Below are 24,949 nucleotides of genomic sequence, written 5' to 3'. Positions count from 1 at the left end.
TACCATGGATGGCGACATACGCGGAAACCCGGTAGCGACAGAAGGCAGGTCGAAGAAGGCCGTAAGGCCCGGCTGATGGTCGAATCAACTCACCTGGAGCGCGACGACCGCACGGCCACGCGCTCCCAGATCAAGATCGTGGTGCCGGACGACCACTCCATGGTGAGCCTGCTGGGCTCCCGGGACGAGTTGCTCCACGTCATCGAACGCGCGTTCCACAGCGACATCCACGTCCGGGGCAACGAGATCACCGTGACCGGGGCGGAGGCGGAGACCGAGCTGGTCTCCCGCCTGTTCGCCGAGCTCATCGAGCTGCTCAAGGGCGGCACGCCGCTCACCCCCGACGCCGTGGAGCGCAGCCTGGCGATGTTGCGGAACCAGACCGAGGAGCGCCCCGCCGAGGTGCTCACCCTGGACGTGCTGTCCAGCCGGGGCCGGACCATCCGCCCCAAGACCCTCAACCAGAAGCGGTACGTCGACTCGATCGACAAGCACACGATCGTGTTCGGCATCGGCCCGGCGGGCACCGGCAAGACCTACCTGGCGATGGCCAAGGCGGTCCGGGCCCTGCAGGACAAGAAGGTCAACCGGATCATCCTGACCCGTCCGGCGGTGGAGGCGGGCGAGCGCCTGGGCTTCCTGCCCGGCACGCTCTACGAGAAGATCGACCCGTACCTGCGCCCGCTGTACGACGCGCTGCACGACATGGTCGACCCCGACTCCATCCCCAAGCTGATGGCCGCGGGCACCATCGAGGTCGCCCCCCTGGGGTACATGCGCGGCAGGACCCTGAACGACTCGTTCATCATCCTCGACGAGGCGCAGAACACCACGCCCGAGCAGATGAAGATGTTCCTGACGCGCCTGGGCTTCGGGTCCAAGGTGGTCGTCACCGGCGACGTCACCCAGGTCGACCTGCCCAGCGGGCAGCAGAGCGGGCTGCGCGTCGTCCAGGAGATCCTCGAGGGGATCGACGACATCCACTTCTGCCGGCTCACCAGTCACGACGTCGTCCGGCACAAGCTGGTCACCGACATCGTGGACGCCTACAACCGCTACGACGAGTCGCGGGTGCCGGGCATCAAGCAGGGTGCGGCGGGGCGCGGGTCGTCCCGCAAGCGGGGGCGGTAGATGAGCATCGAGGTGCTGAACGAGTCCGGCGTGCGGGTCGACGAGGGCGACCTGGTGGCGCTGGCCCGGCACGTGCTGGACGGCATGCGGGTGCACCCCCTGGCCGAGCTGTCGGTGCTGCTGGTGGACGAGGCCGCCATGAGCGAGCTGCACGAGAAGTGGATGGGCGAGCCGGGCCCCACCGACGTGCTGGCCTTCCCGATGGACGAGCTGCGTCCCGGGTCGATGTCGGGCGGCACCGAGGACGAGGACGAACCCGACCCCGGGCTGCTGGGCGACGTCGTCCTGTGCCCGGCGGTCGCCGAGCGGCAGGCCGCGCAGGCGGGCCACAGCACCGAGGACGAGCTGCGGCTGCTGTGCACGCACGGCATCCTGCACCTGCTCGGGTACGACCACGCCGAGCCCGAGGAGCACAAGGAGATGTTCGGGCTGCAGGCCGAGCTGCTGAAGTCCTGGCGGGACAAACGCGCGGAGCGATGAACACGGGTGGGCGCCCGGCGCTCCGGGCGGACGATCGGCGGAGGCCGGGGGCCTGCGCCCCCACCTCGCCGCGCCCGCCGCACCGTGCGGTGAGCGGAGCGGGGCGATGAACACTGCGCAGGGATGGCTGCTCGGGCTGGCGGCCGGGCTGGTGGTCCTGGCCGGGCTGCTGGCCGGCACCGAGGCGGCGCTGGCCCGGGTGTCGCGCGTCCGGGTCGAGGAGCTGCTGCGGGACGGGCGGCGCGGGGCCCGGCGGCTGGCCGAGGTGGTGGCCGACCCGGCGCGGTACGTCAACATGGTCCTGCTGCTGCGGATCAGCTGCGAGCTGGTGGCGACCGTGCTGGTCGCCGACCTGTGCATCGCGTGGCTGGACGAGACCTGGCGGGCCTACGTGGTGGCCGCCGCGATCATGATCGTGGTGAGCTACGTGGCGGTCGGGGTGGGCCCGCGCACGCTGGGGCTGCAGCACGCCGACCGGATCGCGCTGGCCGGGGCCGCGGTGATCCATCCCGTGACGCGGGTGTTCGGGCCGCTGCCGCGGCTGCTGATCTGGCTGGGCAACGCGCTGACGCCGGGCCGCGGGTTCCGCGAGGGCCCGTTCGCCTCCGAGGCCGAGCTGCGCGACCTGGTCGACCTGGCCGAGCAGCGCAGCCTGATCGAGCCGGGCGAGCGGCAGATGATCCACTCGGTGTTCGAGCTGGGCGACACGCTGGTGCGCGAGGTCATGGTGCCGCGCACCGACATCGTGTTCATCGAGCGCGGCAAGACGCTGCGGCAGGCGATGTCGCTGGCGCTGCGCAGCGGCTTCTCCCGCATCCCGGTGGTGGGGGAGAACGAGGACGACGTCGTCGGCATCGCCTACCTGAAGGACGTGGTGCGCCGCGTCCACGAGAGCCCCGGCGGGGAGACCTCCGAGAAGGTGTCCTCGGTGATGCGTCCGGCCACCTACGTGCCCGACAGCAAGCCCATCGACGAGCTGCTGCGCGAGATGCAGGCCCGGCAGATCCACCTGGCGATCGTGATCGACGAGTACGGCGGCACCGCCGGGCTGGTCACCATCGAGGACATCCTCGAGGAGATCGTCGGGGAGATCGCCGACGAGTACGACGTCGAGGCGCCCCGGGTGGAGTGGCTGGACGACGACACCGCCCGGGTCACCGCCCGGCTGCCCGTGGAGGACCTGGCCGAGCTGTTCGACGTGGAGATCGACGTCGAGGAGGTCGAGACCGTCGGCGGGCTGCTGGCCCACGCGCTGGGCCGCGTGCCCATCGAGGGCGCCACGGCCGGGGTGGCGGGCCTGACGCTGCGCGCCGAGAGCATCGCCGGGCGGCGCAACCGCATCGGGACGGTGCTGGTGCGGCGGCTCCGCACCGAGCCCCGGGAGGAGACCGCCGAACGCGCCGAGTCGACGACCTGAGGCCCTGACGACCTGGGGCCTTAGGCGGCGCGTGCGGCGGTCCGGAGCGCAGGGTCAGCCGGGCTGGACGGTGCCGCGCAGGGTGCCGTCGGGCGCCGCGACCAGCAGGGGGGCCTTGGCGCCGAGGTCGCGGACGGCGGCGATGTCGGCGTCGCGGGCGGTGTCGTCGGCGGTGACCAGGGCGGCTGCCTCCAGGTCGTCGGCGCCGCTGGACACGGCCATGGCCACGGCCACCTGCAGGGCCGACAGCTTCAGCGACGGCAGGTCCACGGTGCAGGCCGCGTAGGTGCGGCCGGTGTCGTCGCGGACGGCCGCGCCCTCGGCGGCGCCGGTGCGGGCCCGGGTGGACCGGGCCAACGTGATGATCTTGCTGTCCTCGGCGCTCAGTTCGCTCACGGTGCCCAGCCTAGAGCGCCGTCCCCGGGCCCCGGGGCGCGGGTCAGGCGTCCAGGGGCGCGGGCCGCAAGTGGGCGGCAAGTGGACGGCAAGGGCGGGCGGCGACGCTCGGTGCGTCCATTCACGCACGGGGAGCCGGAATGTCACGTCTGCTCTACCGCCTGGGACGGGCCGCCGCGCTGCGTCCCTGGCGGATGATCGTCATCTGGGTGGTGCTGGTGGGGGCGGTCGGCGGCGTCGCGGGCGTCGCCGGAGGCGCGCTGCACGACGACTACACCCTCACCGGCACGGGCTCGCAGCGGGCCACGGACCTGCTGAGGGAGCGTTTCCCGGCGCTGTCGGGGGCCGACGCCCGGGTCGTGGTGCACGCCGAGAGGGGGCGCGTCGACCAGGCGCGGCTGGCCGACGCCGGGGCCCGGCTGGGGCGCCTGCCGCACGTCAGCGTGGTGGAGCCGCCGCAGCCGAGCCGGGACGGCGCCACCGCGTACTTCACGGTCCGCTACGACGTGCCCGTCACCGACCTGAAGCCCGGGCCGACGCTGGACCGGCTGCGCGAGGCCGCCGGGCCCCTGGAGGCGGCCGGGTACCAGGTCGAGTTCGGCGGGATGGTGCCCGAGAACGTCACCGCGCCGGGCGGCGCGGCCGAGGCGGTGGGCGTCGGCGCGGCGCTGGTCATCCTGCTGCTGGCGTTCGGGTCGGTGGTGGCGGCGGGCCTGCCGCTGGTGGTGGCGCTGGCCGGGCTGGGCGCCGGGGTGTCGGGCATCACCATCGTGGCGGCGTTCACCAACGTGGCGACGACCGCGCCGACCATGGCGATCATGGTGGGGCTGGGCGTCGGCATCGACTACGCGCTGTTCATCCTCACCCGCCATCGCGAGGGCCTGGCCGAGGGGCTGGACGTGCCCGAGTCGGCCGGCCGCGCCACCGCCACCGCCGGCCAGTCGGTGATCTTCGCGGGGGTGACGGTGCTGCTGGCGCTGTGCGGGCTGGTGCTGTCGCGCATTCCGGTGTTCATCACCATGGGGTTCACCACCGGGATCGTCGTCGCCGCGACCGTGGCGAGCGCGGTGACGCTGCTGCCGGCCGTGCTGGGCCTGGCGGGCCGGCGGGTGCTGCGCAGGCGCGACCGCGCCGCCGGGGCGAAGATCGCCGTGGAGTCGCCGCGCGTGCGGCGGTGGGCCGACGGGGTGGCGCGCCGTCCATGGGCGTGGCTGCTGGCCGCGCTGGTGCTCATGCTGACGCTGGCCGCGCCCGCCCTGGACATGCGCACCTGGCCGAGCGACGCCAGCAGCGAACCGACGTCCAACACCGTGCGCCGCGCGTACGACCTGATGGCCGAGGCGTACGGGCCGGGCGCCAACGGCCCGCTGCTGGTGACGGTGGACCTGCGGCGCGCCGACCCCGCCGGGCTGCCCGCGCTGCGCGACCGGCTCACCGCCACGGAGGGCGTGGTGGCCGTGGCGCCCGCGCGGCTGTCCCCCGATCGCAGCGCCGCCGTGGTGCCGGTCGTCCCCGCCTACGGGCCGCAGGACGAGCGGGTCACCGGGCTGGTCGAGCGGATCCGCGCCGACGCGCTGCCCGACGGTGCCGAGGTCACCGGATTCACGGCGATCTACGTGGATCTGGCGCGGGTGCTGGACGAACGGTTGTGGCCGGTGATCGGCGTGGTCGTCGCCACCTCGTTCCTCATGCTGATGGTGGTGTTCCGGTCGCTGGTGACGCCGCTGAAGGCCGCCGCGATGAACCTGCTGTCGATCGGCGCGGCCTACGGGGTGCTGACGGCGGTGTTCCAGTGGGGCTGGGGCGCCGAGCTGCTGGGCCTGCCGCACAGCGTGCCGGTGTCCAGCTTCATCGTGCTGCTGATGTTCGCGGTGCTGTTCGGCGTGTCCATGGACTACGAGGTGTTCCTGCTGTCGCGGGTGCGGGAGGAGTGGCTGCGCACCGGGGACGCGCGCGGCTCGGTCGGCATCGGCCTGGCCGCCACCGGACGCGTCATCTCCAGCGCCGCGATCATCATGGTGGCGGTGTTCCTCGGGTTCGCCCTGGACCCCGGGCTGGTGATCAAGCAGATGGGCGTCGGGCTGGCCGTGGCGGTCGCGCTGGACGCCACCGTGGTGCGGCTTGTGCTGGTGCCCGCCGCGATGACGTTGCTGGGACGGGCCAACTGGTGGCTGCCGCGTCCGCTGGAGCGGGTGCTGCCGGCGATCGACGTGCACGGCGGCGCGGCCCCCCAGCCGGCGGACGCGGCCGTCGCCGAGCGCGAGCCCAGCCGCGCCTAACGCGCCGCCGGGCCGCGCCGGGCCGTACGGGGCGGCCCGGCGCGGCCTCCGCCGGGGGGCGGTTTACGCTGGCCGGGACATGGCGATCATTCGCGTGCTCGGCAGCTTCGAGGTGCGGGTCGGCGGGGCGGCGGCCGACCTCGGCGGGCCCCGCCAGCGGTCCGTGCTGGCCAGGCTGGTCGCGGCGCACGGGCTGATGGTCCCGGCCGAGCGGCTCGTGGTGGATCTGTGGCCCGGCGGGGCGCCGCCGCGCGCCCTCGCGGGGCTGCAGTCGTTCGTGTCCCATCTGCGGCGCGCGCTGGAACCGGCGCGTCCGCCGCGTAGCCCCGCCCGCGTGCTGGTCACGGCGCCGCCCGGATACGTGCTGCGGTTGCCGGTGGACGACGTCGACGCCTGGCGGTTCGATGCGCTGGTCGACCGGGCGGCCGAGGCGCTGGACGCCGGCGACGCGGCCGCGGCGCGCCGCAGCGCCGAGGACGCGCTGGGGCAGTGGCGCGGCCCCGCCTACGCCGAGTTCGCCGACCTGCCGTGGGCCGCGGCGGAGGCGAACCGGCTGGACGAGCGGCGCCGCCTCGCCGTCGAACGGCGCGCCGAGGCCATGCTGCGCCTGGGCGCGGCGGCCGAGGCCGTCCCCGACCTGGAGGCCCACGCCGCCGACCATCCGCTGCGCGAGGAGGCGTGGCGGCTGCTGGCGCTGGCCCTCTACCGGACGGGCCGTCAGGGCGACGCCCTGGGGGCGCTGCGCCGGGCCCGCGCCGCCCTGACCGAGGAGCTGGGCGTCGACCCGGGACCGGCGCTGCGGCGCCTGGAGGCCGACATCCTCGCCCAGGACCCGCACCTCGACGACGGCGTCCTCCCGGCCCCGGACCGGCCGAAACTTCGGCTCGCCCCCGCCGCCCCTGCCGAGCCGCCGCTGCCGGGCGGGACGCCGTTCTTCGGACGCGAGACCGAGCTGGCCCGTCTCGCCGACGCCGCCCGCGCCGCCGCCGCCGGACGCTGCGTCGTCGCGCTCGTCAGCGGGGACGCGGGCATGGGCAAGACCTCCCTGGTCGAACGGCTCGCGCAGGCCCTGGCGGGCGACGGGTGGACGTGCGGCTGGGGCCGGGCGCCCGAGACCGGCGGCGCCCCGGCGGCCTGGCCGTGGGCCGAGCTGCTGCAGGATCTGGCCGCGGCGCGGCCGCCCGGCGGTGACCTGGCCCGCCGCCTCGGCCCGCTCCTCGCCGACGGTCACGGCGGCGCCGCCACCGTGCGGGACGGCGACGTCACCAGCGGACGGTTCCGGCTCCACCTGGCCGTCGGCGACTACCTCGCCCGGCTCGCCGGGGACGCGCCGCTCCTGCTCGTCCAGGACGACCTGCACTGGGCCGACCAGGAGACCCTCGACCTGCTCGCCCAGCTGGCGCCGCGGCTGCGCGACCGGCCCGTCATGATCGTCGGCACGTACCGGCAGACCGAGACGCCCGAGCGGCTCGCCGCCGCCCTGGCCGTCCTGGCCCGCCGGGAGCCGGTGCGGGTCGAGCTGTCCGGCCTGGCCGCCGCCGACGTGGCCGCGCTGGTGCGCGCCACCTGCGCCGCCGAGGTGGACGAGGGGGCACTGGCCGCCATCGCCGAACGCACCGGCGGCAACCCGTTCTTCGCCCGCGAGACCGCCCGCCTGGTGGACGCCGAGGGGGTCGCCGCGGCCGTGCGGGGCGTCCCGGCGGGCGTCGGGGACGTGCTGCGCCGCCGCGTCGCCCGGCTGCCCGAGCCCGCCCGGCAGGCGCTGCGGTACGCGGCGGTGCTGGGCCGCGACGCCGACCTGCCCGTGCTGGCCGACGCGTCCGGCGCCGGCGAGGACGCGGTGATCGACGCGGTGGACGCCGCGCTCGCCGCGGGCCTGGTGGTCGAGCCCGCCGCCGGGCGCATCCGCTTCGCGCACGCGCTGGTCCGCGACGCCCTCGCCGGGGAGCTGTCGCACGCCCGCCGCACCCGGATGCACGGCCGCCTGGCCGCCGCGCTGGAACGGCACCGTCCCGGCGAGGTGGCCGCCATCGCCCACCACTACCTGGCCGCCGGGACCGAGCCGGGCAAGGCCGTCCACTACGCCCGGCTCGCCGCCGCCGCGGCCGAGACGCGTTTCGCCCACCAGGCCGCGGCCGAGCTGTGGCGGCAGGTCGCCGACACGCTGCGCGACCGGCCCGAGGCCGGGACCGTCCGCGAACGCCTGACGGCCGAGGCCGCCGCGATCCGCGCGTGCGCGCTGGCCGGTCAGGTCGTGCGGGCGCGGGAACGGCGGCGCGGCGCCATCGCGGCCGCCCGCGCGTCCGGCGACCCCGAGCTGCTCGCCCGGGTCATCGTCGCCTTCGACGTGCCGACCCTGTGGACCAGCCGCGAGTACGGCATGCTGGACCGGGACGTCATCGACGCCGCCGAGGAGGCCCTGGCCCGGCTGCCCGCCGCGGCCGAGGAGCTGCGCGTGCGGCTGCTCACCACGCTGGCGATCGAGCTGGACGGGGAGCCGAGCGACCGCAACGTCCGCGCCGCCGAGGAGGCGCTGGCGGCCGCCCGCCGCCTCGGCCGTCCCGAACTGCTGGCCGTGGCGCTGAACGGCCGCTTCCTCAACGCCTACCGGGGCCCGGACGACCACGAGCTGCGCCGCGCCCTCGGCATGGAACTGCTGCGGCTGGCCACCGACCACGACTTGGCCGTCTACGCCGTCCTGGCCCATCTGCAGATCCACCAGGCCGCCGTAGCCGCCCTGGACCTGGACGCCGCGCAGGAGCACCTGGAGGCGGGCCGGCGCCTGGCCGAGCGGTACGACATGCCGCTGCTGGCGCAGATCGCCGGCTGGTTCCGCGCGCTCGGCCACGCGTTCGCCGCCCGCTACGAGGATGCCGAACGCGTCTACGCCGAGGTGGGCAGGGCCATCGGACGCACCGGCATCTGGAGCAGCGAACGCGGCATGCAGTTCCTCGGCGTGTTCGCGCTGCGGCTGATGCAGGGACGGGCCGGGGAACTGGTCGACGAGGCGCGCTGGGTGTGGCGGCAGTGGCCGCACGTCGGCGCCACCGCCGACGTCTACGCGCTGGCGCTGGCCGGCGCGGGCCGCGTGGCCGAGGCCCGCCGGGTCGCCGCCGAAGCGGGCCCGGGCCGCGTCGACTACTTCTTCGACCTGGTCATGGCCGTGCGCGGCCACCGCGCGATCGCCCTGGACCAGCGGGACCTGGCCGCGGAGGTGTACGAGGCGCTGCTGCCGTACGAGGGCCACGTCACCGGCGCCGCCACCGCCGTCGCCACGATCGGGCCCGTCGCGCACACCCTCGGCGACCTGGCCGCCTACCTGGAGCTTCCCGACCGTGCCGCCGCCCACTACCGCCGCGCCGCCGAGGTCGCGGAATCGGTCGGCTCGGCGCACTGGGCGGCGGTGGCCCGCGACGCCCTGCGGGCCCTCGGCGCCCCCGCCGCCTGACACCGCGTCCTGGACGTCCGCCCGCGTGAGGGACAATTGACGGCGTGAGAGCTGACAGGGTGACATCGCCGGGCGACCCCGAGGGGACGGCGCCCGAGGAGGGGGCGACGTTCAGATCCGGGTTCGCCTGCTTCGTGGGGCGGCCCAACGTGGGGAAGTCGACGCTGATGAACGCCCTGGTCGGCACCAAGGTCGCGATCACCAGCGACCGCCCGCAGACCACCCGACGGGCGATCCGCGGCATCGTGCACCGGCCCGACGCGCAGCTGGTGGTCGTGGACACCCCCGGCCTGCACAAGCCGCGCACGCTGCTGGGGGAGCGGCTGGACAGCCTGGTGCGCTCCACGCTGACCGAGGTCGACGTCATCGGGTTCTGCGTGCCCGCCGACCAGCCGGTCGGGCCCGGCGACCGGTTCATCGCCCGCGAGCTGGCCAACGTCAGGCGCACGCCCGTCGTCGCGATCGTCACCAAGACCGACCTGGCCGACCCCGAGACGGTCGCCGCGCAGCTGCTGGCCGTCCAGGAGCTCGGCGAGTTCGCCGACATCGTCCCGTGCTCGGCCGAGAGCGGCTACCAGGTGGACGTGGTCGCCGACCTGCTGATCTCCCATCTGCCCGAGGGCATGGCGCTGTACCCCGAGGGCGACCTGACCGACGAGCCCGAGCAGGTGCTGGTCGCCGAGCTCATCCGCGAGGCCGCGCTGGAGGGCGTGCGCGACGAGCTGCCGCACTCCATCGCCGTGGTGGTGGAGGAGATGGCGCCGCGCGAGGGCCGCGACGACCTGGTCGACGTGTACGCGCACCTGTTCGTCGAGCGGCCGAGCCAGAAGGGCATCATCATCGGCCACAAGGGCGCGCGGCTGAAGGTGGTCGGCGCCCAGGCCCGCCGCCAGATCGAGGCCCTGCTGGGCACCAAGGTCTACCTCGATCTGCGGGTCAAGGTCGCCAAGGACTGGCAACGCGACCCCAAGCAGCTGCGCCGCCTGGGCTTCTACGACTGATCCCGACGCGCCCCCCGAGGTGACCCGGCCGGCCTTCGGTCACGGCGGCGACCATGTCGCGGACTTGCCGGGCTCGCCTTTCTTGCCGGGCTGGTCTGTTTTGTTGGGCTCGTCTGCCTTGCCGGGCTTCGGCTCGGGGCCGGGCTCCTCCGGCTCGGCGGCCTGCTTCCGCTGGGTCTCCTGAGGCTCGGCGGCCTGCTTCTGTTCGGCGCCGGGCGCGTCCGGACGCGCAACGGGCTGCTCGGGGGCGGGCGGCCGGGCGTCGTACCACTGGGGCTGCGGGGGCTGCGGGGGCCGGGGCGGAGCCGGTCGGGCGGCGGGTTGCGACGAGCTCACCCGGGCGACGACGGGGCGGGCGAGGCCGAAGCCCAGCACCAGCAGGGACGCCGCCACCGCCAGGTACCAGCCGTACGCGGGGACGATCTCGTAGCCGAAGGGCGTGTCGGGGCCGACGAGCTGGTGCCGCGTCTCGTCCAGGCGCATCAGGAAGATGCCGGACGTGACCAGCGCCATCCCGCCGGGGACGGCGGTGAGCGACGAGACGCGCGGGTCGTCGGCGATCAGGCCCCAGAACGCCATGCCCAGCGCGACCAGGGCCAGGACGGGGATCGCCGCGATCATCCCGTCGGCGTCCAGGCCCGTCGCCGAGCCCAGATCGCGCGTCATCGTCTGGCCGAAGGCGCTCAGCACCACCCGCGCCGCCACCCACGGCAGGAACGCCGACACCAGCAGCACGGCCGCCGCGACCAGCACCCCGACGTTCCACAGCGTCCCCGCCCAGAACGGGGTACGGGGCGCGGGCGGCTCGACGGACGGGACCAGAGGCTGGGCCGGGGGCACGAGCGCCTGCCCGAGCCGCGGGTGACCCCCGGACGGCGGCAGGAAGTCCGGACGCCCCGTCTCCGGAACGGACCGTTCCACGGCGGGCCGGCCGTCCGGCCGCCGCGCGTCGTCCCCTTCGCGTTCAAGGTCACCGCTCACAAACCCAGCGTAAGGCGCGGCCACCGCGTCGTCCCGGACGGGCACGGCGGTCGGCGGACATCGGTACGTTGGAGTGGAGCCCGATACGGGAGGAGAGGCCCGGTGTTGCTAATTTTCGGCCTGTCGGTGTTCTTCCGCACGGTCAGCGAGGGCACGTTCCACTGCCCGCGCTGCGGCGGCGACCGGGCCTACCGGCGGCGGACGGGACGGCGCTGGTTCACGCTGTTCTTCCTGCCGGTGATCCCGCTCGGCCAGGTGGGGGAGGTCGTCGAGTGCCGGACCTGCCGGACGCGGTTCGCCCCGTCGGTGCTGCGCGCGCCGACCGCGCAGCAGATGGCCGCCGCGCTCCCGGCGGGCATGCGCGCCGCTGCCGGCCTGGTGCTGCGGGCGGGCGACCCGTCCGACGGCGCGGCCCGCGCGCGGGCGATCGAGGCCGTCACCGGGTACGGGGACGGCTACTACGACGACGAGGCGGTCGACGCCGACCTGCGGCTGCGGCCGGAGTTCCTGGAGGAGGAGATCTCCCGCGCCGGCGGGCAGCTCGCCGTCGAGGCCAAGGAGTGGTTCCTGGCGCAGGCCGTCCGCATCGGGCTCGCCGACGGCCCGCTCACCGAGCGGGAGCGGCAGACCCTGCACCACGTCGCCCACCTGCTGGGCATGTCCCGGGCGCACGCGCTCGGCGTGATCGTCACCACCGAGGGCGCGTCCAAGTGACCACGGCGCAGCCGGGCACGGCCCTGGTGCGCGCGCCGGGGCCGCGGCTGGCCGAGGGGATCGTCACGCATCTCCAGCGCCGCCCCGTGGACGTCGGGCTCGCGACGCGCCAGCACGCCGAGTACGTGGCGGCGCTGGCGGACGCGGGCTGGCGGGTGCGCGCCGTCGAACCGTCCGACGCCCACCCCGACGCGGTGTTCGTCGAGGACACCGTCGTGGTGTGCGGCGACCTGGCCGTGCTGTGCCGGTCCGGGGCGCCGCGGCGGCGCGGCGAGACGGTCGCGACCGAGAAGCTCGTGCGCGAACTCGGCCTGCGGGTGGTCCGCGTCGAGGCGCCGGCCACCCTGGACGGCGGCGACGTGCTGCAGGCGGGCGGCACCGTCTACGTGGGACGCAGCGGACGCACCAACGAGGAGGGCATCTGCGAGCTGGCCCGGCTGCTCGGGGCGCGCCGGGTGGTGCCCGTCGCCGTCGACGGCCGCCTGCACCTGAAGTCGGCGATGACGGCGCTGCCCGACGGGTCGCTCATCGGCCTGCCCCAGCACGTCGACACCTCGGTGCTGCCGGGCCTGCGGGTGGCGCCCGAACCCGCCGGCGCGCACGTGGTGGTGCTCGGCCCCGACCACGTGCTGCTGGCCGCCTCCGCGCCGCGCACCGCCGAACGCCTCGCCGCCGACGGCTGGCGCGTCACCCGCGTCGACATCAGCGAGTTCGAGGCGCTGGAGGGCTGCGTCACCTGCCTGTCGGTGCTGATCCCCGGGGACGTCCCAGGCGACCGCCCGGCCGGCCCGTGACGGCGCGTCGCGGCGCGGACCCGCGGGTCTCAGATGGCGGACGCGGTTTCCGTTACATGGATGAGATCTGTTAGCTTTGCACCCGTGCTCCGCGAGCTGCTTCTCCTTAGCGGCCGCAGCGGGGGCCTGTAGACAGGTCGGCTCCCTCGCTGCGGGGCTTTGACCTGAGCGTCGGCCGCCAGGACTTTTTTTCGAGCACAGAGGGCTCCTCCACACCATGAATTCTCAGAAGCCGTCCGGCATGCCCGTGCACCGCTACCGGCCGTTCACCCCGGTCGACCTGCCGGACCGCACCTGGCCGGGCAAGACGATCACCCAGGCGCCGCGGTGGCTGTCCACCGACCTGCGCGACGGCAACCAGGCCCTGATCGACCCGATGGACGGGCACCGCAAGCTGAAGATGTTCGAGCTGCTGGTGCGGATGGGCTACAAGGAGATCGAGGTCGGGTTCCCCTCCGCCAGCCAGACCGACTTCGACTTCGTCCGCCGCCTGATCGAGGAGGACCGGATCCCCGACGACGTGCGGATCTCGGTGCTGACCCAGGCGCGCGAGGAACTGATCGAGCGCACCGTGCAGTCCCTGGTGGGGGCCGAGCGCGCCACCGTCCACCTGTACAACGCCACCGCGCCGCTGTTCCGCCGCGTGGTGTTCGGCATCGGCCGCGACGAGTGCAAGGACCTCGCGGTCGAGGGCACGCGGCAGGTCATGAAGTACGCCGGGCAGTACCTGGGCGACTGCGACTTCGGCTACGAGTACTCGCCGGAGATCTTCATCGACACCGAGCTGGACTTCGCCCTGGAGGTCTGCGAGGCCGTCATGGACGTCTGGGAGCCCGGCCCGGACCGCGAGATCATCCTGAACCTGCCGTCCACCATCGAGCGGTCCACGCCCAACGTGTACGCCGACCAGATCGAGTGGATGAGCCGCAACCTGTCGCGGCGCGAGCACGTGTGCCTGTCGGTGCATCCGCACAACGACCGCGGCACCGGCGTGGCGGCGGCCGAGCTGGCGGTCATGGCCGGGGCCGACCGGGTGGAGGGCTGCCTGTTCGGCAACGGCGAGCGCACCGGCAACGTGTGCCTGGTCACGCTGGGCATGAACCTGTTCTCCCAGGGCGTCGACCCGCAGATCGACTTCTCCGACATCGACGAGATCCGCCGCACCGTCGAGTACTGCAACCAGCTGCCGGTGCACGAGCGGCACCCCTACGCGGGCGACCTGGTCTACACCTCCTTCTCCGGCTCCCACCAGGACGCGATCAAGAAGGGGTTCGCGGCGCTGGAGGCCGACGCCGCCGAGGCCGGGGTGCCGGTGGACGAGTTCCGCTGGGAGCTGCCGTACCTGCCGATCGACCCCAGGGACGTGGGCCGCACCTACGAGGCCGTCATCCGCGTCAACAGCCAGTCCGGCAAGGGCGGCGTGGCGTACGTGATGAAGCACGAGCACTCGCTGGACCTGCCGCGGCGCCTGCAGATCGAGTTCTCCCGGGTGGTGCAGCGGCACACCGACGCCACGGGCGGCGAGGTCACGGCCGAGCGGATGTGGGAGATCTTCGAGGCCGAGTTCCTGGCCAACGGGCCGCGGGTCGGGCTGCTGGCCCACCGCGCGGTCTCCCGGGTGGACGAGAAGGACGTGCTGAGCTGCGACGTCCGTGTCGACGGGGAGATCCGCGAGATCGAGGGCGTCGGCAACGGCCCGGTGTCGGCGTTCGAGGCGGCGCTGGCCACCGTCGGCGTGCGGGTACGGGTCCTGGACTACGCCGAGCACGCGATGAGCGCCGGCGGCGACGCCCGCGCCGCCGCCTACGTCGAGTGCGACGTGGAGGGCACGGCGGTGTGGGGCGTCGGCATCGACGGCAACATCGTCACCGCCTCGCTCAAGGCCATCCTGTCCGCGGTCAACCGCGTGGCCCGCGCCGCCGAGACGGACGCCGCCGGCCCGCGCTGAGACGGCCCCGGTGGCCTGGCGGGGCGGCGCGGCACCCGCCAGGCCACCGGGTGCGCCATACCGGCGGACCCGTCTCTCGCCGCGTCACCGCGTCGGCGGATCAGCGTGCGCGCCCCAGGACGTGGTGGACCAGTTCGCGCAGCGGCCCCTGAAGCTGGGCCTCCCCGACGGTGGCGGTGTCGCCGTCGATGTCGATGTCGTAGAGGAACTGGTCGGGTATGCGTCCGGGTGGAGGCACGGCGCTGAGGTCCACCCGGTCGACCAGCCGTGCCAGCATCGGGTCGCTGACGCTGTCGGACTCGGCCCGCTGCTCGATCCCGGCGAACCCGCCGCTGCGGACCACTGTGACCTTCACTCTGCCTCCGGTTGCCTCATCGGTGCCGCCGGTCACCTCCGTGACGCCCCGGGCGGGCGCGGAGGGGGCCGCGCCACGTCGCCTGTCCTTCGTCCGATGTCATGCCCGCACGCCTACCCCGGACCACGCCTCCTTCACCGCGGCGGTCTCGGCGGCGTCCGCGCCGTACAGCCGGGTGGCGGTCTTGACGGTCTCGGCGGCGAACCCCGCGAAGTCCACCTCGGTGGACAGGCCGCCGCCGGTGAGCGTGTCGTACCAGATCCGGCCCGCCTTCTCCCAGGCGTGCCCGCCGATCGCCGTGGCCGCCAGGTAGAACGCCCGGTTGGGGATGCCGGAGTTGATGTGGACGCCGCCGTTGTCGCGGTAGGTCTCCACGTAGTCGTCCATGTGGCCGGGCTGCGGGTCCTTGCCCAGGCGCGGGTCGTCGTAGGCGGTGCCCGGCTCCTTCATCGACCGCAGCGCCACGCCGTTCACGCTGTCGCCCAGCAGGCCCTGCCCGATCAGCCAGTCGGCCTGGTCGGCGGTCCGCCCCAGGTGCGACTGCTTGATCAGCGAGCCGAACACGTCGGAGACCGACTCGTTGAGCGCGCCGGACTGCCCGTAGTAGTCCAGGTTGGCCGTGTACTGGGTGACGCCGTGCGTCAGCTCGTGCCCGGTGACGTCCAGCGGCTCCGTGAAGCCCAGGAACACCGTGCCGTCGCCGTCCCCGTACACCATCTGCTGGCCGTCCCAGAAGGCGTTGGCGTAGTCGCGGCCGTAGTGGACGGTGGACAGCAGCGGCAGCCCGGCGCCGTCGATGGAGTCGCGGCGGTAGGCGGACTCGAAGAAGTCGAACGTCACGCCGAGCCAGTCGTAGGACTGGTCGGTGGCGGTGTCGCCGGTGGCCTCCTGCCCTTCGGCGCGCACCTCGCGGCCGGGCAGGTCCTCGCGCTGCCCGGCGTCGTAGATGGTGCGCTTGGGGACGAAGTCCTCCGCCGGGGACGGCGTGCTCACGGCCAGCGTCCGGCGCTGCGTCCGGGCGGCGGAGCTGAAGGTGAGGGTGCGGCGGGCCATCTCGCGCAGCGCCGGGTCATCGCCGCCGGCGAGCCGTTCGAGCATGTGCGGTGGCACGATTGTGCATCTCATGGAACAACGCTGCCAGTTCCACGTGGGCGGGGCCACAGGTTCCGGGCTACGGATGCGGCCTATTCCGGTCACGGACGGTAATGAGAGGGTCTCCCGGACGCCGGAGGCACGTATACCCGCGGGCCCGACACCGCCGGGGGTCGTCTCCCGGGCGGGCGAAGTGCGGGAGAATGGGCGGGTGACCCTCTACCGCGACGAAGGCATCGTCCTGCGCACCCAGAAGCTGGGCGAGGCCGACCGCATCGTGACGGTGCTGACCCGGCGCACCGGGCGCATCCGCGCCGCCGCCAAGGGGGTCCGCAAGACCAAGTCCCGCTTCGGGGCGCGGCTGGAGCCGTTCACGCACGTGGACCTGCAGCTGTACGAGCGGCGTTCGCTCGACCTGATCACCCAGGCCGAGACGCTGCGGCCGTACGGGCAGCAGCTGGTCGCCGACTACCCGCGCTACACCGCCGGGACGGCGATGCTGGAGACCGCCGAGAAGCTCACCGCCGAGGAGCGCGAGCCCGCGCTGCGCCAGTTCCTGCTGCTGGTGGGCGGGCTGCGCACCCTGGCGGAGGGCGCCCACGACCCGCGGCTGGTGCTGGACGCGTTCCTGCTGCGTTCCCTGTCGGTCGCCGGGTGGGCCCCGGCCATCGACGAGTGCTGCCGGTGCGGCACGCGCGGGCAGCTGCGCGGGTTCGCCATCCCGGCGGGCGGCGCGGTGTGCGCGCGCTGCCGCCAGCCGGGCGCGGCCACCCCGGCGCCGCCGACGTTCGCGCTGATGCTGGCGCTGCTGCGCGGCGACTGGGAGCTGGCCGACGGCAGCGAGCCACGGCACCGGGTAGAGTGCAGCGGCCTCGTGGCGGCGTACCTGCAGTGGCATCTGGAGCACGGCATCCGGTCGCTGCGGCACGTGGCGCGCGAGTCGTATCCGGACGGACGGGGCGGGGACGCCGGCGGCGCCGAGGCGGACGACACGACCGACCACAGGGAGCGAGTTTGACAAGGGCCGTACAGCCCCCGGTACCGCACCGCAGCGGCGCGAGGCCGCCCGCCATCCCGGCGGACCTGGTGCCCCGGCACGTGGCCATCGTGATGGACGGCAACGGGCGCTGGGCCAAGCAGCGGGGCCTGCCGCGCACCGAGGGGCACAAGATGGGGGAGGAGTCCCTCTTCGACGTGATCATGGGGGCGATCGAGCTGGGCGTCCCCTACCTGTCGGCGTACGCCTTCTCCACCGAGAACTGGAAGCGCTCGCCCGACGAGGTGCGCTTCCTCATGGGCTTCAACCGCGACGTCATCCGGCGCCGCCGTGACCAGCTGCACGCGATGGGCGTGCGGGTGCGCTGGGCGGGGCGGCGGCCGCGGCTGTGGGGCAGCGTCATCAAGGAGCTGGAGACGGCCGAGGAGATGACGCGGAACAACAAGGTGCTGACCCTGCAGTTCTGCGTCAACTACGGCGGCCGGGCGGAGATCGCCGACGCGGCCGCCGCCATCGCCCGGGACGTGCGCGACGGCCGGCTGTCGCCGGACAAGGTCGACGAGAAGCTGTTCGCCCGCTACCTGGACGAGCCGGACATCCCCGATGTGGACCTGTTCCTGCGCTCGTCCGGCGAGCAGCGCATCTCCAACTTCCTGCTGTGGCAGTCGGCGTACGCCGAGATGGTCTTCCTCGACACGCTGTGGCCCGACTTCGACCGGCGGCACCTGTGGCACGCGTGCGAGCTGTACGCCTCGCGTGACCGGCGCTACGGCGGCGCGGTGCCCAACCCGGTGGCGCCCGCCCCGGCCACCTGACCTTCCGGCCCGCGCGGCCCGCGTTTCTCGGCAGGGTGTTCCCCGCACCCTCGCCGTTGGCGCTAATTCACAATTCCTATCTGTTAAGTTGACTAGATGTGCCGTGCCGCGTACGGTCGTGCCCATGTCGCATCGGGTCCTGGACTCAGCCCGCACCACGGCGGCCGGGCCGCCGCGCGTCACGCCGGTGGCCGGCCGCATCGGCGCCGTCGTCTCCGGCGTGCGCCTGAGCGGCGACCTGCCGGACGGCGTGGTGGCGCGGATCTGGGACGCGGTGCTGCGCCACAGGGTGCTGTTCTTCCGCGACCAGCACCATCTGGACCCCGCCGGGCAGGTCGAGTTCGCCCGCAGGCTCGGCGAGCCCACCGCCGCGCATCCGACCCTGCCCCCGCTCGACGGCCACGAGCACGTCCTAGACGTCGGCGACGCACCCGGCCGGCGCGCCGACGAGTGGCACACCGACGCCAGCTTCACCGACCGTCCGCCCAAGGCGTCGGTGCTGCGCGCGGTGCGGGTGCCGCCCCACGGCGGCGACACCGTCTGGGCCAACACCGCGGCCGCCTATGACGGCCTGCCGGTCGAGCTGCGGGAGGTCGCCGACCGGCTGTGGGCGCTGCACACCAACAGGTACGACTACGTCCGTCCGCACGCCACCAGGGCAGGGCGGCGGCGCCGCGAGCCGTTGACCACGGTCACCTTCGAAACCGAGCACCCGGTCGTCCGGGTGCATCCGGAGACGGGGGAGCGCGCCCTCCTGCTCGGCGGCTTCGCCCGTTCCGTCGTCGGCCTCAGCGACCGGGCCGACTCCCAGGCGCTGATCCGCCTGTTCCAGGAGCACGTGACCCGGCTGGAGAACACGGTGCGCTGGCACTGGGCGCCCGGCGACGTGGCGATCTGGGACAACCGCACCACCCAGCATCGTGTCGTGCACGACTTCGGCGACCGCCCGCGCAGCCTGCACCGCGTCGGCCTCGCCGGGGAGGCCCCCGTCTCGGTCGACGGCCGCCGCAGCGTCCCGCGCACCGGCCCCGCCGCCCGGCCCGGGCTGGCGCCGTGACGCCGCGATGAGGGCGGCCCCGGGACGCTGACGCCGGGGCCGCCGTTTCGCGCGGGTCAGACCAGGGCGGCGTCCAGGGTGATCTTGGTGCCAGCCAGGGCCTTGCTGACCGGGCAGCCCGCCTTGGCGTCCTGCGCGGCCTTCTCGAAGTCGGCCGCCGACAGGCCCGGCACGCTCGCGCGCACCGTCAGGTGGATGCCGGTGATGCCCTCGCCCGGCTGGAAGGTGACCTCGGCGCGGGTGTCGACCTTCTCCGGCGGCGTGCCCGCGCCGGCCAGGCCGTGCGAGAGGGCCATCGAGTAGCAGGTGGAGTGCGCGGCGGCGATCAGCTCCTCCGGGCTGGTGCGGCCGTCGGGCTCCTCGGCCCGCGACGGCCAGGTCACCTCGAAGGTGCCGACCTTGGAGGAGTCCAGCGAGACCTTGCCCTGGCCGCCCATCAGCGGCCCTTCCCAGTGCGCGTTCGCGGTACGTGTCGTAGCCATGATTCGATTCTTCACCATGGCCCCCGTCCGCCGGTTACGGCGGGCTGCCCAAGAGCGCGTCAGGATCTGCCCGCGGCCGCCCTGCCCGGCGCGTTCCCGGACGCGCCGTCGGACGCGCCGTCGGACGCGGCGCAGTCGGCGCAGGTGCCGAACACCTCGACGGTGTGGGTGATGTCCACGAACCCGTGCTCGGCCCCCACGGCGTCGGCCCACTTCTCCACGGCCGGGCCCGCGACCTCCACGGTGCGGCCGCAGCCGCGGCAGACCAGGTGGTGGTGGTGCTCCTCGCTGCGGCAGGCGCGGTAGACGGCCTCGCCGTCGTCGGTGCGCAGCACGTCCACCTCGCCGGAGTCGCTGAGCGCCTGCAGGGCCCGGTAGACCGTGGTCAGCCCGATCTTGGAACCGCCCGCCCGCAGGTCGGCGTAGATGTCCTGGGCGCTGCGGAAGCCCTCGCACTTGGCCAGGGCCTGCCGTACCGCGTTGCGGCGGGTCGTCGTCATCCCCCTCTTACCTCCGCCTCGGCTGTCGCGTCCGCCCGAGCCTCGCCGGGGAGCGGGGCCTGGACCGCGCGGCGCCGGCGCACCACCGAACCCCCGACCACCGCGGCCAGGAAGATCGCCAGGGCCAGCAGCACGATCGAGGGACCCGGCGGCAGATCGTACTGGAACGACCCCGCCAGCCCCGTCACCGCCGACAGTACACCGACTCCCATCGCCACCAGCATGGTGGCGCGAAAGCCCCGCGTCACCTGCTGGGCCGCCGCCACGGGGACGATCATCAGCGCGCTGACGAGCAGCAGCCCGATGGCGCGCATGGCGATGACCACGGTGACCGCGGCGGTCGCCGCGATCAGCACGCTGAGGAACCGGACGGGCAGCCCCGACGCGCGCGCCACGTCCTCGTCCTGGCACAGCAGGAACAGCTCCCGGCCGAACAGCAGCACGATGCCGAGGACGACCACGGCCAGGCCCGCCACCACGTACAGGTCGCGGGCGGTCACGCTGCTGATCGACCCGAACAGGTAGGCCTGCAGGCTCGTGCCGCCGCCCTCCAGGTTGGTCAGCAGCACGCCCCCGGCCAGCCCGCCGTAGAACAGGATCGCCAGCGCCACGTCGCCGCCGCTCCGGCTGCGCGCGCGCAGCACCTCGATCGCGACCGCGCCGAGCACCGACACCGCCAGCGCGCCCAGCAGCGGGGACGTCCCGGTGAGCAGCGCCAGGCCGATCCCGGTCAGCGCGATGTGCCCGACGCCGTCGCCCAGCAGCGACAGCCTGCGCTGGACGATGAACGTGCCGACCGCCGGGGCGGTCAGGCCGATGAGGACCGCGCTGACCAGCGCGATCCTCATGAAGTCGTACTGCAGCATGTCCAGCATCGTCAGCCGGCTCTCATCTCGATCTCACCATGGGGGGCGTGCGCGTGCGCCGTCCAGGTCGGCGTCAGCGGCGCGCCCTCGTGCACGACGCGGCCGTGCTCCAGGACGACGGCGCGGTCGACCAGCGGCTCCAGCGGCCCGAGCTCGTGGGCCACCAGCACCACCGCGCGGCCCTGGCGGGCCAGGTCGCCGAGGACGGCGGCCAGCCTCTCCTGGCTGGCGGCGTCGACGCCCGCGGTCGGCTCGTCCAGCACCAGCGCGTCGGGTTCGCCCGCCAGCGCCCGCGCGATCAGCACCCGCTGCTGCTGGCCGCCCGACAGCAGGTGCGCCGAGTCGCGCGCCCGGTCGGCCAGGCCGACGGCGCGCAGCGCGGCGTCCACGGCGGCCCGGTCGGCGGACGAGGCGGGCCGCCAGCGCGACCGCCGGGCCACCCGGCCGGACGCCACGACCTCGCGGACGGTCGCGGGCACGCCGCCGCCCATCGGCAGCCGCTGCGGCACGTACCCGATCCGCTTCCAGTCGCGGAACCGGGCGGGCGGGGCGCCGTAGATCTCGGTGCGCCCGCCCGACAGCGGGACGAGCCCGAGCAGCGCCCGCACCAGGGTGGACTTGCCGGACCCGTTGGCGCCCAGCACCGCCACGAACTCCCCGTCGCCGACCCGCAGGTCGACGCCGCGCAGCGCCTCGCGGCCGTCGAACCGGACGCGGCCGCCGGTCATCTGGAAGGGCGGGGCGGGGGTCATGAGCACTCCAGCGCGGGTCGCAGCGTGTCCAGGTTCCGGCGCATGATCGATATGTAGTCGTCGCCGGAGCCCTCCTTGACGCCCTCCACCGGGTCCAGGACGGCGGTGCGCACGCCCGCCTCCCGGGCCAGGGTCTGCGCCACCTTCGGGCTGACCAGCGTCTCGGTGAACACGGTGGTGGCGCCCGCGGCCTTGATCTCGCGGCTCAGCTCGCCCAGCCGGGCCGGGGACGGCTCGTTGGACGGGTCCACCCCGGCGATGGAGACCTGCTTGAGGCCGTACCGGTCGGCCAGGTAGCCGAACGCGGCGTGCGCGGTGACGATCGTGTCGCGCCGGCAGGACTTCAGCCCGTCCCGGAACGCCTGGTCGAGGCGGTTCAGCTCGGTCGCCAGCGCCTGCGCGCGGGACTTGTACCCGGCCGCGTGCGCGGAGTCGGCGGCGGCGAGCCGGTCGCCCAGCGTGGTGGTGATGGCGGCCATGCGGCTGGGGTCCAGCCACACGTGCGGGTCGTAGGAGACCTCCGACTCGTGGCCGTGCTCGTTCTCGCCGTGGCCCTCGTCGTGGCCGTGCTCGTGGTCGTGCCCGTCCTCGCCGGACGGGGCGGGCAGCGTCTTGACGGCGCTCGCGGCGTCCAGCGACTTGTCCTTGGCGTGCTGGTCCACGGCCTTGTCGACGGCGGGCTGCACGCCCTTGACGTAGACGGCGAAGTCGGCCTCGCCGATGTCGACCACCTGCCGCGGGGTCAGCTCCAGGTCGTGCGGCTCGGCGCCGGGCTTGGTGAGCGTGGCGACCGACACGTCCGGGCCGCCGATCTTCTGCGCCAGCCAGGCCATGGGGTAGAAGGACGCGACCACCTCGGTACCGCCGCCCCGGCCGCCCGTGGTGGCGGCGCCGTCGGAGCCTCCGCAGGCGGTCAGGCCGAGCAGCCCGGCCACGGTCACGGCGGTCAGGGGGACGGCGCGACGAAGCGCGCGAACGGGGGTACGAGAGGCGAACACCCCTCAAGTGTGGACGAAGATGAAAACGATTGTCAAAACCGACCAAACAGGTGACCCGCGGCGAATGCCGCCAACAGCACCATCGCGGCGACGCGCAGGGCCCGCGCCGAGCCGTCCAGTACCGGCCAGTTGAGGTAGGCGAACCACGCCATCACCGCCAGCAGCACCAGCAGCCCGGCCGCGCCCACCCAGCCGGTGCCCGCCATGCCGACCACCAGCAGCCCGAACACCGCCGCCAGCAGCACCCAGCGGGGCAGCCGGTGCAGGAAGACCACCGGCGTGGCGCTCAACTGCTCGATCGTCGCCCGTATTCCCGAGGAGTCGCTCCCAGTCCGCACGCCCCCAACCTACGCCGAGCGCGAGCGGACGCGCCCGGGCTGGGAGGATGACCGCATGATCGCCATCACCCGGTACCGCGTGCCCGAGGAGCAGTCCGACGGGTTCGCCGAGCAGATGGGCCAGGTCCTGGACGCCCTGGCCGCCAGCCCCGGCTACCGCTCGGGACGGCTGGCGCGGACCGTCGACGAGCCGACGCTGTGGGCTCTGGTCACCGAGTGGGACGGCGCCGGCCACTACCGGCGCGCCCTCGGCGCGTACGACGTGCGCGTGCGGTTCATCCCGCTGGCGGCGATGGCGGTCGACGAACCGGGCGCTTACGAGGTCATCACCTCCCGCTGAGCCCGCCGGCGGCCGGGGCCGGAAGTTTCCCGCAGTTGGGAAAGCCCTCGGAAAGGATCTTCCGGGCGCCGTTTGGCGTCCGGCGAGGCGGGCGATCACTGCCGCGTCACGATCATGCCGGCCGGCGGGGGAGCCGGGGCACGCACCGGCGTCCGGGCCGAGCCCGTCCCGGGCGGGGACGGGGCCCCGGCGCGCGGCCGGGTCACCGAGGGGAGCTGGGATGCGCCATGCCGCCGTGCTCACGGGACTGCTGGGAGCGACGATGGTCGCCTCCCTCGTCGCGGCCGTCGGGCCGTCCGTCCCGCGGGCCGAGGCCGGGCAGGCCGGGGCGGCGGCCGGCCGCCTGCGCGTCGTCGAGTACCGGGGGGTGCGCGTCCCCGTCCCCGCGGGCTGGGAGGTGCACTGGCTGGACCGCGACCCGACCCGCTGCGTGCGGTTCGACCGGCACGCGATCTACCTGGGACGTCCCGGCCCGCAACCCGACTGCCCCGCCCGCGCCGTCGGCCGCACCGAGGCCCTGCACGTCGCGCCCGTCGACGCCGGTCCGGACGCGCGGCAGCGCCGGACCCGGGCCCTGCGTCCCGACCGCCTGGCGCGCTACACCGTGCCGCGCGACCCCGACCACGAGGCCCTGCTGCGGCTGCCCGAGGCGGGCGTGCGGATCCACGGCACCTACGGCGCGGACCCGGCGGAGCTGGAACGCGTCCTGCGCGGCACCCTGCTGACCCCGGCCTGGGCGCGCGCACACCGGGCGCGCGGTCCGGGCGCGGCGGCGGCCGACCCGCCGCCGGACGACTTCGTGCCGTCGCTGCTGGACGAGCTGCTGCCGTGGCTGCAGCCGTCCACGCCGGAGCCGACGGTGCCCCGGACCGACCAGCCGCGCCCGCGCAAGCCCCGGGCGCACAAACCCCGGCCGCACAAGCCCCGGGGGCACAAGCCGCGGGGGCACAAGCCGCGCAAGCGGTGGGTGCGGGGCAAGGGCTTCGACACCTGCACCGCGCCGTCGCTGGCCGCCATGGCCGCCTGGCGCAGGTCGTACAAGGTCGCCAACATGTACATCGGCGGCGCCGCGCGCGCCTGCGCGCAGCCCAACCTGAACCGGTCGTGGGTGCGCAACGTCCGCCGGATGGGATACCGCCTCATCCCGACGTACGTGGGCCTGCAGGCGCCGTGCACGCGCTACCAGCAGCGCTTCGCCCCCGAGGACGCCGCCGAGGAGGGGCGCCTGGCCGCCCGCGACGCGGTCCGCCGCGCCCGCGCCCTCGGCATCCCGCGCCGCAACCCCGTGTACTTCGACATGGAGGTGTACGACCACCGCCGGGCCTGGTGCAGCGACGCCGTGCTGAACTTCCTGCACAACTGGACCAGGACGATGCGCAGGCTCGGCTACGTACCGGGCTTCTACAGCAGCGCCGGGTCGGGCATCCGCGACGTGGGCAGTGCCCGGGGCATGAGCAAGCCCAAGGCGGTCTGGTTCGCGCACTGGGACGGCAGGACCGACCCCTACGACTGCCCGTACATGCCCCGCCACTGGTGGCCGCCGCACAACCGGATCAAGCAGTACCGGGGCGGCCACCGGGAGACGCACGGCGGCGTCACCATCAACATCGACAGCAACATGGTCGACGGCCGGGTCTACTGACCGGTGCCCGCGGCCATGCCGACGATCTTTGGTCTCAGGGCCCTGACCTGCGGGGTCTCCGGGGTGATGCTCGGGGGCCACCGCGGTTGCCCTAAGCTGGAGAACCTCGGAGCGCCCGGGCCGCCG

Annotated in this window: 24 protein-coding genes; 14 read left to right on the top strand and 10 right to left on the bottom strand. The window is 74.4% G+C overall.

What is annotated here, in order from left to right; all coding sequences use genetic code 11:
- The first annotated feature begins 75 nt into the window (after positions 1 to 75).
- The 3 genes from ABZ801_RS08150 (at position 76) to ABZ801_RS08140 (ending at position 3,028) form a co-directional block, all read left to right on the top strand.
- Positions 76 to 1,131: a PhoH family protein gene (locus ABZ801_RS08150; RefSeq protein WP_344950036.1), complete on the top strand. Its 1,056-nt coding sequence runs from the start codon at positions 76 to 78 to the stop codon at positions 1,129 to 1,131.
- The gene (gene ybeY, locus ABZ801_RS08145) at positions 1,132 to 1,611 is read left to right on the top strand and encodes an rRNA maturation RNase YbeY (protein WP_344950039.1); all 480 of its coding nucleotides are present in this window, start codon (positions 1,132 to 1,134) and stop codon (positions 1,609 to 1,611) included.
- 106 nt (positions 1,612 to 1,717) lie between these two features.
- On the top strand, positions 1,718 to 3,028 hold the full coding sequence (locus ABZ801_RS08140) for a hemolysin family protein (RefSeq protein WP_360694417.1): 1,311 nt from the start codon (positions 1,718 to 1,720) through the stop codon (positions 3,026 to 3,028).
- A 54-nt stretch (positions 3,029 to 3,082) separates the two neighbouring features.
- Here ABZ801_RS08140 and ABZ801_RS08135 read toward each other — a convergent pair whose 3' ends face one another.
- Positions 3,083 to 3,424 carry a cytidine deaminase gene (locus ABZ801_RS08135; RefSeq protein WP_344950045.1) on the bottom strand — a complete coding sequence of 114 codons (342 nt, stop codon included), beginning with the start codon at positions 3,422 to 3,424 and terminating at the stop codon, positions 3,083 to 3,085.
- A 140-nt stretch (positions 3,425 to 3,564) separates the two neighbouring features.
- On the opposite strand from ABZ801_RS08135, the gene ABZ801_RS08130 reads away from it, so the two are divergent.
- The 3 genes from ABZ801_RS08130 (at position 3,565) to era (ending at position 10,152) form a co-directional block, all read left to right on the top strand.
- Complete coding sequence (locus ABZ801_RS08130) at positions 3,565 to 5,703, top strand: MMPL family transporter (RefSeq protein ID WP_360694414.1); 2,139 nt, start codon at positions 3,565 to 3,567, stop codon at positions 5,701 to 5,703.
- 79 nt (positions 5,704 to 5,782) lie between these two features.
- Entirely contained in the window at positions 5,783 to 9,151 is a 3,369-nt protein-coding gene (locus tag ABZ801_RS08125; RefSeq protein ID WP_360694411.1) for a BTAD domain-containing putative transcriptional regulator, read from the top strand.
- Positions 9,152 to 9,210: 59 nt separating this feature from the next.
- A complete protein-coding gene (gene era, locus ABZ801_RS08120) occupies positions 9,211 to 10,152 on the top strand; it encodes a GTPase Era (RefSeq protein ID WP_360695666.1) in 942 nt (313 codons plus the stop codon).
- Positions 10,153 to 10,191: 39 nt separating this feature from the next.
- On the opposite strand, the gene ABZ801_RS08115 is transcribed toward era, so the two are convergent.
- Positions 10,192 to 11,133 carry a hypothetical protein gene (locus tag ABZ801_RS08115; RefSeq protein ID WP_360694408.1) on the bottom strand — a complete coding sequence of 314 codons (942 nt, stop codon included), beginning with the start codon at positions 11,131 to 11,133 and terminating at the stop codon, positions 10,192 to 10,194.
- Positions 11,134 to 11,235: 102 nt separating this feature from the next.
- On the opposite strand from ABZ801_RS08115, the gene ABZ801_RS08110 reads away from it, so the two are divergent.
- The 3 genes from ABZ801_RS08110 to leuA all read left to right on the top strand — a co-directional run bounded on the left by ABZ801_RS08110 (position 11,236) and on the right by leuA (position 14,589).
- Positions 11,236 to 11,847, top strand: a complete 612-nt coding sequence (locus ABZ801_RS08110; RefSeq protein ID WP_344950057.1) for a zinc-ribbon domain-containing protein — start codon at positions 11,236 to 11,238, stop codon at positions 11,845 to 11,847.
- Entirely contained in the window at positions 11,844 to 12,641 is a 798-nt protein-coding gene (gene ddaH / locus ABZ801_RS08105) for a dimethylargininase (protein WP_360694405.1), read from the top strand. Before ABZ801_RS08110 ends, ddaH begins: the two co-directional genes overlap by 4 nt.
- Positions 12,642 to 12,858: 217 nt before the next feature.
- Positions 12,859 to 14,589 (top strand): 2-isopropylmalate synthase, encoded by a 1,731-nt coding sequence (leuA, locus tag ABZ801_RS08100; protein WP_360694402.1) that lies wholly within the window; start codon positions 12,859 to 12,861, stop codon positions 14,587 to 14,589.
- Between the two features lie 100 nt (positions 14,590 to 14,689).
- Here the strand turns inward: leuA and ABZ801_RS08095 are convergent, their stop codons facing one another.
- On the bottom strand, positions 14,690 to 14,944 hold the full coding sequence (locus ABZ801_RS08095; protein WP_344950064.1) for a protealysin inhibitor emfourin: 255 nt from the start codon (positions 14,942 to 14,944) through the stop codon (positions 14,690 to 14,692).
- Between the two features lie 99 nt (positions 14,945 to 15,043).
- A complete protein-coding gene (locus ABZ801_RS08090; RefSeq protein ID WP_360694399.1) occupies positions 15,044 to 16,069 on the bottom strand; it encodes a M4 family metallopeptidase in 1,026 nt (341 codons plus the stop codon).
- Positions 16,070 to 16,247: 178 nt separating this feature from the next.
- On the opposite strand from ABZ801_RS08090, the gene recO reads away from it, so the two are divergent.
- The 3 genes from recO to ABZ801_RS08075 all read left to right on the top strand — a co-directional run bounded on the left by recO (position 16,248) and on the right by ABZ801_RS08075 (position 18,905).
- A complete protein-coding gene (recO, locus tag ABZ801_RS08085; protein WP_360694396.1) occupies positions 16,248 to 17,054 on the top strand; it encodes a DNA repair protein RecO in 807 nt (268 codons plus the stop codon).
- The gene (locus ABZ801_RS08080; protein WP_344950072.1) at positions 17,051 to 17,848 is read left to right on the top strand and encodes an isoprenyl transferase; all 798 of its coding nucleotides are present in this window, start codon (positions 17,051 to 17,053) and stop codon (positions 17,846 to 17,848) included. The genes recO and ABZ801_RS08080 overlap by 4 nt, the downstream gene beginning before the upstream one ends.
- A 124-nt stretch (positions 17,849 to 17,972) precedes the next feature.
- Positions 17,973 to 18,905: a TauD/TfdA family dioxygenase gene (locus ABZ801_RS08075; RefSeq protein ID WP_360694393.1), complete on the top strand. Its 933-nt coding sequence runs from the start codon at positions 17,973 to 17,975 to the stop codon at positions 18,903 to 18,905.
- Positions 18,906 to 18,961: 56 nt separating this feature from the next.
- On the opposite strand, the gene ABZ801_RS08070 is transcribed toward ABZ801_RS08075, so the two are convergent.
- The 6 genes from ABZ801_RS08070 to ABZ801_RS08045 are packed head-to-tail and all read right to left on the bottom strand — an operon-like array spanning position 18,962 to position 22,841.
- Positions 18,962 to 19,387: an OsmC family protein gene (locus tag ABZ801_RS08070; RefSeq protein WP_344950077.1), complete on the bottom strand. Its 426-nt coding sequence runs from the start codon at positions 19,385 to 19,387 to the stop codon at positions 18,962 to 18,964.
- Between the two features lie 59 nt (positions 19,388 to 19,446).
- Positions 19,447 to 19,887, bottom strand: coding sequence for a transcriptional repressor (locus ABZ801_RS08065; protein ID WP_360694388.1), 441 nt, complete (start codon positions 19,885 to 19,887; stop codon positions 19,447 to 19,449).
- Positions 19,884 to 20,762: a metal ABC transporter permease gene (locus tag ABZ801_RS08060; protein ID WP_360694384.1), complete on the bottom strand. Its 879-nt coding sequence runs from the start codon at positions 20,760 to 20,762 to the stop codon at positions 19,884 to 19,886. Before ABZ801_RS08060 ends, ABZ801_RS08065 begins: the two co-directional genes overlap by 4 nt.
- 2 nt (positions 20,763 to 20,764) lie before the next feature.
- The gene (locus tag ABZ801_RS08055; protein ID WP_360694381.1) at positions 20,765 to 21,505 is read right to left on the bottom strand and encodes a metal ABC transporter ATP-binding protein; all 741 of its coding nucleotides are present in this window, start codon (positions 21,503 to 21,505) and stop codon (positions 20,765 to 20,767) included.
- The gene (locus ABZ801_RS08050) at positions 21,502 to 22,503 is read right to left on the bottom strand and encodes a metal ABC transporter substrate-binding protein (RefSeq protein ID WP_360694378.1); all 1,002 of its coding nucleotides are present in this window, start codon (positions 22,501 to 22,503) and stop codon (positions 21,502 to 21,504) included. Before ABZ801_RS08050 ends, ABZ801_RS08055 begins: the two co-directional genes overlap by 4 nt.
- 32 nt (positions 22,504 to 22,535) lie before the next feature.
- Positions 22,536 to 22,841 carry a DUF6703 family protein gene (locus tag ABZ801_RS08045; protein ID WP_360694375.1) on the bottom strand — a complete coding sequence of 102 codons (306 nt, stop codon included), beginning with the start codon at positions 22,839 to 22,841 and terminating at the stop codon, positions 22,536 to 22,538.
- Positions 22,842 to 22,896: 55 nt separating this feature from the next.
- Between ABZ801_RS08045 and ABZ801_RS08040 the strand changes: the two genes are divergently transcribed.
- Complete coding sequence (locus tag ABZ801_RS08040) at positions 22,897 to 23,181, top strand: antibiotic biosynthesis monooxygenase family protein (protein WP_344950093.1); 285 nt, start codon at positions 22,897 to 22,899, stop codon at positions 23,179 to 23,181.
- A gap of 220 nt (positions 23,182 to 23,401) precedes the next feature.
- A complete protein-coding gene (locus ABZ801_RS08035; RefSeq protein ID WP_360694372.1) occupies positions 23,402 to 24,823 on the top strand; it encodes a glycoside hydrolase domain-containing protein in 1,422 nt (473 codons plus the stop codon).
- The last annotated feature ends 126 nt before the right edge of the window (positions 24,824 to 24,949 follow it).

Source organism: Actinomadura sp. NPDC047616, from assembly GCF_040642915.1.
Taxonomy (GTDB): domain Bacteria; phylum Actinomycetota; class Actinomycetes; order Streptosporangiales; family Streptosporangiaceae; genus Spirillospora; species Spirillospora miaoliensis.
Note: the sequence above shows the minus strand (reverse complement) of the source record. Positions and strands in the feature narration are given on the sequence as shown.